Here is a 6,275-nt window from a genome sequence, read left to right as displayed (position 1 = left end):
CAGTTGCGCTCGCGTCACACACCACGGTCTACCGGATCAGGACCCGCCGCGAAGGTGAATCACACAGATTGATCACGACCGAATACGTGCCCTAGGGGTCCGGCCAAGGTGAGCCCAAAAGCCGCCACGGGATGATCTTGGTGCCTTGAGTCTCGGTTCTGGCTCTACCACCAGGAGCCCGGCTCCGTCCCCAGTTCCGCTGTTCCGCTTCTCTCCCTGTGTCGTCCCCTGGATGATCCCGCGCGGGCGTGTGTGGTGCGTCCGGTAGGGCTGGATGTCGGGGTGGGGTGGGGATGACTTCGATCGAGCGAACCGCGTACCCGCGGTTCAAGCGGCTGATCACCGCGCGTGAGCTGCACGTGTTCTTCACGCCGTCCGAGGAGGAGCGGGCCTGGGCTGAGGAGGTTGCGGACTCCGACGAGCACCAGCTGGCGCTGATGCTGGCGTTGAAGTCGTACCAGCGGATGGGCTGTTTCCCGAAGGCGCACGAGGTGCCGGACCAGGTGGTGGAGTTCGTGCGCCGGGCGGCGGAGCTGCCGGAGCACACCCTGCCGGTGTACGCCTCCGGCCGTACCGCCGAGCGGCACCGCTCGTGGGTGCGGGAGCGGTGCGGGATGCGCTACGACGGGCCCGGGGCCCGGGCGCTGGCCGAGGAGACGATGCGGATCGAGGCGGCGTCGAAGAACAACCCGGCGGACCTGATCAACATCGCGCTGGAGAAGTTGGTGGAGGCCGGGCTGGAGATCCCCCGGTTCTCCACGCTGGACGCGATGGCCTCCACGGTGCGGGCCAGGGTGAACGAGGAGATCCTGGCTGGCGTCCGGGCGCGGATGACCGAGGACGAGCGGGTGCGGTTGCTGGGCCTGGTCGACGTCGTCGGCCTGGACGGGCGGACGCTGTTCAACGCGCTCAAGCACAACCCCGGGCGGGCGACCTGGTCGAACTTCCGGCGGCTGAAGGGCCACCTGGAGTGGGTCGACGGGCTGGGCGACACCGGAAAGTGGCTGGAGGGGGTGGCGTCCGGGAAGGTCGCGGACTTCGCCGGCGAGGCGGAGGCCCAGGACGCGGCGGCGCTCAAGGACTACACCGCCCGCCGGCGGGTCGCCCTGATCGCCTGCCTGGCCGCGAAGGCGCGGATGCGGGCTCGCGACGACCTGACGACGATGTTCTGCAAGCGGATGGCCGGCAAGGCGAAGAAGGCCCGCGAGGAGCTGGAGGAGATCCGGCGCCAGCAGCAGGAGATCGTGGAGACGCTGGTCGCCAACTACCGCATGCTGCTGCAACAGGTCGACGTGGGCGGGCCCGCGCAGAGCGCCCGGGCGAAGGCCGCCGCGCTGACCAAGCGGGCGCTGGACGCGATCGAGGGCCTGGACGAGGAGTCCAGCGCGGCCGAGGCGGTCCGGCAGCTGGAGGGCCGGGTCTCGCCCGCCCTGCTGGCGCTGGCCGAGGGGCTGATGGTGCAGTCCAACGGGCTCACCTCGCTCACCGCGGCGGTGGAGGGGCTCGGCGGGTTCGACGCCCAGTACGCGCAGATCGAGCGGGTCTCCGCGCACCACGGCGACAACTGGGAGGTGCTGCTGCATGGGCACCTGAAGGCGGACCGGCCGGTGATGTTCGACCTGACCGACGTGATCGAGCTGAAGGCCACCAGCGAGGACTCCTCCGTGCTGGACGCCCTCGCCCATGCCAAGGCCCACCGGGCGATGGTCCGCGACTTCATCCCCGACCGCGACGCGGACGGCCGCAAGGTGGACGTCTCCTTCGCCACGCAGAACTGGCAGAAGGCGATCCGTGACCGGCGCCGGCCCGGGCACTTCGTGCGCCGCCACTTCGAGGCGATGGTGTTCTACTACCTCGCCGACGAGCTCCGCACCGGCGACGTCGCTGTGCTCGGCTCGGAGGAGTACGCCGACTGGTCCGAGCAGTTGCTGCCCTGGCCGGCGGTGGAGGCGAGGCTGCCGGAGTACCTGGAGGAGGTCGGCCTGGCCGTGCCGGGCGAGGCCGGGCCGTTCGACGGCCGCGCCCTCGTCGCCCAGCTGCGCGGGCGCCTGAGCGCGGCGGCGGCCGCGGCGGACGGTGAGTACCCGGACAATGACGAGCTGTTCATCGACCCCGACACCGGGGCGCCCAAACTGAAGGCCCGCCGGGCGGAGAAGCCGCGCAAGAGCGCTCTGGTGCTGGAGCAGGCCGTGAAGGAGCGGATGCCCGAGCGCACCCTGCTGGGGATCGTGGCCCGCACCGCGTACTGGATCGAGTGGTGGCGCCGGTTCGGGCCGGCGTCCGGCAACGACCCGAAGCTGAAGGACCCGTTCGGGCGGTACGTGATCACGACGTTCGTGAAGGGCACGAACATGACCTTCGCCGAGGCTGCCCGGCACATCGCCGGCGTCTCCGGCCACGAGCTGTCGGTGGCGGCCCGACGCCACGTCACCACGGCGAAGCTGAACGAGGCGATCGGCGACGTTGTCGACCGGCACGCTCAGCTCGACCTGTCCCGGGCGTGGGGCAACGGCACCACCGCGGCGGCCGACGGCACCCACATGGACACCTACCTCGACAACCTGCTCGCCGAGACGTCCGTGCGCTACGGGGCGGTCGGCGGCATCGCCTACCACCACGTCTCGGACCTGTACATCGCGCTGTTCACGCACTTCGTGCCGTGCGGGGTGTGGGAGGCCGTCTACATCATCGAGGGCCTGCTGAAGAACACCTCCGAGGTCAGGCCCACGACGGTCCACGCCGACACCCAGGGCCAGAGCTACCCGGTCTTCGCGATCGCCCACCTGCTCGGCATCGACCTGATGCCCCGCATCCGCAACTGGAAGGACCTGCTGTTCTTCCGCCCCTCCCGCACCGCCCAGTACGAGCACATCGACGCCCTGTTCGGCGAGCCAGGCCGCAACGTCATCGACTGGCGCCTGATCGAGACCCACTTCCGCGACCTGATGCGGGTGATCGTCTCCATCCGCGAGGGCGCCATCTCCTCCGTCCTGCTGCTGCGGCGCCTGCGCTCCGGCTCCCGCCGAAACGCCACCTACACCGCCTTCCGCGAGGTCGGCAAGGTGATCCGCACCGTCCAGCTACTGCGCTACCTCTCGGACGCGCCGCTGCGGGCACGGGTGACGGCGGCGACCAACAAGGTCGAGGCGTTCAACGGCTTCTCCGACTGGGTGCGCTTCGGGCAGAACGGCACGGTGGCGGCGAACGACCCGGTCGAGCAGGAGAAGGACGTGAAGTTCACCTCCCTGCTGGCCAACCTGGTGATCTTCCACAACACCCTGGACATCGCCGACGTCGTGCGCGAGCTCCAGGCCGAGGGCCAGGCCGTCGACCCGCTCGACCTCGCGGAGGTCTCCCCGTACCTGACCGAGCACATCAAGCGGTTCGGCGAGTACTCCACCCACGAACTCGGCATCACCCCCGACGACTACGACGCCCGCCTGGACGTCGACTTCAGCGCGCTCGGCGACGACGACAAGGCGGCAGCGGCATGAGGAGCGGGGACCGGCTATGCCGTTGAGCGCGATCCATGCCGAGCACGGCACCCTGGACCTCACCGTGGACGGCCTCGGATGCGAGGGCCGCGTCACCTGGGAGCAGATCCACCGGGCGCGCCCGCGCGCACCGCTGACCTGCCCCGAGTGCGAGTGGGGCCTGTGCCCGAAGTACTCACCGATGGGCCTGCGTTACTTCGCCCACGACCCCGACGCTCCCGAGTGCTCGCTGCGGGAGGAGACCGAGGCGCACCGCCAGCTCAAGCGCGACCTCGCCGAGTGCTGCCGCCGGGTACCGGGCTGGATCGCCGAGCTCGAACAGGCCGGGCCCGAGCGTGTCTGGCGGGCCGACGTCCTCGCCACCCAGGCCGCGACCGGCCGCCGGTACGCCTTCGAGGCCCAGCTGTCCACGATCGGCATCGACGGTCCCCGCGGCCTGACCGAGCGCACCGCCCGCATGGCCGAGGCCGGCGTCCCCGCCGCGTGGGTCACCACCGGCACCCGCGCCTGGCTGGGCGCGGTTCCCACCATCGCGGCCGAAGCGCAACCCGGCCCTGACCGGCCCGTACGCGCGGGCCGGTGGACCTTCGGGATCTCCCGCTGGAGCCCCGCCGAGGACAGGACCCCGGTGCAGCTGGCGGAGTTCGTGAGCGCCGTGCTCGCCGGCGACCTCGTCGCGCACCGGGTGATCCGTCCCGCCCGCGACGACTGGTCCACCCGGCCGGGCTGGTCATGGGTCTGGGCGACGCCGAAGGACGTCGCCGAGGAGGCCGCCTACGTCGAGCGCCAGGACCGCGAAGCCCGCGAAGCCGAAGAGGCGCGCCGTGCGGCCGAAGCCGACGAACAGCGGCGCCTGGCCGCGCTGTCCGCTGACTGCGACCGCGTGCCGGGCGGCAGCGGGGGCCAGTCCGGACCGACCCGCAGCCGCCCCAGCGGGAAGTACAAGGACTTCAACGAGTTCGAGATCCTCGCCCGGATCTGGCCCGCCGGCGCGTGGATGCCCCAGGAGTGACCCTCGCCGTCGAACGCCCGAGCCAAGAGTTTCGACCGAAACGCTTGCACGATGACCCGGCCCCGGGGTCAACGGAGCGGTGAGGAGGCCGGTCACGGTTCGAGCCTGGCCGCCCGTACGGCCGCGCTGGGGCTGGCAACCTCCTGGGGCCGCGACCCGGGCGACCCAGGCCCACTGCGTTGTGAGAAACCGGGTGCGGGGCGGCCTCGTAACCCGGAAGAATCGTCGGTTATGCCGCTGCCTGTCCCCGCGTCCGGCGTCCCGGACTCCCAGTACATCCGGCGCATCCAGCGCCACTCGCAGAGCTCACTCGTGGAGCTCATCGCGTCCACGAGCGCCCGTCTCCCGCACCCCCGTGACCTTCGTGAACACGAAGGACTTGGCGTGTACGGGCCCTGGGCCCTTGCTGACGCCACCTGGATCTCCCTCGCTCTCGGCCAGGAAATCAACCGCGCCCCGGCGCAGCCGCGCGACCTGGGGCAGATCCTCGGCTCCTACCTCGCCCTGGACGACCCCTTCTACAAGGAGTCGCCGGAGGAGAAGCTGACGCGCCTGCTCCTGCGGGTGGCCGGCCAACAGTTCACCTGGCAGGTGGACGACTACTCCGAGCTGAGCCGCGCGGTCGCTATCCTCGCCCAGACCAGCACGCCAGAGCCCCTCAAGGTGATCGGCCCGGACTGGGCGCAGGATGTCCTCGGGTGCTCGGTGGCCGACTACGTGGGCCTTGCCCGCTACATCTGGGCGACCGTCACCGGCGTCCCGGACCTCAAGGGTCGCTTCATCCCGGACATGATGCTTGCCCCGACGGACTACTCGACCTTCACCTCTTTGTGGTCCGCCGCCGAGGCGACCGCGGTCGTGGAGCGCCACTTCGTGACCGACGCCGACAGGCTCCGGGCGACCTACCGCCCGGCCTCGGACCCGCTGCTGCGTCGCTACGGCCACAACCCCCTGCGGACGACGCCGTTGGTCGCGGGGTTCGGCGATGGGTACCTGGTCCCGGTGCCGGCCGCGGTCCTGTCCAAGGCGAGCATGCTCGGCCTCTACTACACCGGTGGCGAGGAGAACCTCACGCCGCGCGGCAAGGCGTTCGCCAACGACCTCGGGCCGCTCTTCGAGGCGTATGTCGGGCGCCAGCTGGATCTGCTCGACAACGCGACGGCCTTCCCTGAGATCAAGTGGCAGGGCGACAAGAAGGGGGAGAACGGCAAGTCCGTTGACTGGATCGTCGTCTTCCCCGATCTGGTGCTGCTGGTCGAGGTCAAGTCCGCCCGGCCCAACGCCGACCTTCGCCTCGGCGCGGAGAACTACGCCGAGAAGCTAGCCCGGACGCCCGGCGAGGCGTTCCCCCAGATCGAGAGGACCGATCGGCTCATCTCCGAGGGCAACCCCGCATTCGCGCAGATCCCGCCCCACCTGCCGCGGCGGGGCATGGTGGTCACGATGGAGCCGTTCCACCTGCTCAACACCGCAGAGCTTCGCGCCGGGATCCAGCGCACCCCGAACCCGGTGACGGGCGAGACGATCCCGATCACCACTGCCTCGATCCACGAGCTGGAGCATGCCGTCACCATCACCGACACCAGCCTGTCCAAGCTCTTGCTCGCCGACCCGCCGAACGGCGCCCTGACGCTGCAGCAGCTGTTTACGGGGCACGAGTTCCTGGAGCACAACCCGGTCCTGGAGGAGGGCTGGAAGGCCATCCCCTTCCCCGGCCACCCGCAGTCCTGACGCGGTGCGGCCGGCCCCGGGGGGGGCCCGGGGGCGGG

3 protein-coding genes are annotated in these 6,275 nt (G+C 70.7%); all 3 read left to right on the top strand.

Going from position 1 to position 6,275, the window contains the following annotated elements; all coding sequences use genetic code 11:
• Nucleotides 1–293: 293 nt before the first annotated feature.
• The 3 genes from ACWGJO_RS30250 to ACWGJO_RS30240 all read left to right on the top strand — a co-directional run bounded on the left by ACWGJO_RS30250 (nucleotide 294) and on the right by ACWGJO_RS30240 (nucleotide 6,237).
• Nucleotides 294–3,494 (top strand): Tn3 family transposase, encoded by a 3,201-nt coding sequence (locus ACWGJO_RS30250; protein ID WP_452188567.1) that lies wholly within the window; start codon nucleotides 294–296, stop codon nucleotides 3,492–3,494.
• A gap of 16 nt (nucleotides 3,495–3,510) precedes the next feature.
• Nucleotides 3,511–4,506, top strand: coding sequence for a competence protein CoiA family protein (locus tag ACWGJO_RS30245; RefSeq protein ID WP_452188566.1), 996 nt, complete (start codon nucleotides 3,511–3,513; stop codon nucleotides 4,504–4,506).
• Nucleotides 4,507–4,890: 384 nt separating this feature from the next.
• Nucleotides 4,891–6,237 (top strand): hypothetical protein, encoded by a 1,347-nt coding sequence (locus ACWGJO_RS30240; RefSeq protein WP_452188564.1) that lies wholly within the window; start codon nucleotides 4,891–4,893, stop codon nucleotides 6,235–6,237.
• The last annotated feature ends 38 nt before the right edge of the window (nucleotides 6,238–6,275 follow it).

It is taken from the genome of Kitasatospora sp. NPDC054795 (assembly GCF_053611565.1).
Note: the sequence above shows the minus strand (reverse complement) of the source record. Positions and strands in the feature narration are given on the sequence as shown.

Bases quoted from the DNA above. Each gene is read 5' to 3' on its own strand.
- ACWGJO_RS30250 (WP_452188567.1), top strand. From the start codon at position 294: ATGACTTCGATCGAGCGAACCGCGTACCCGCGGTTCAAGCGGCTGATC.
- ACWGJO_RS30245 (WP_452188566.1), top strand. From the start codon at position 3,511: ATGCCGTTGAGCGCGATCCATGCCGAGCACGGCACCCTGGACCTCACC.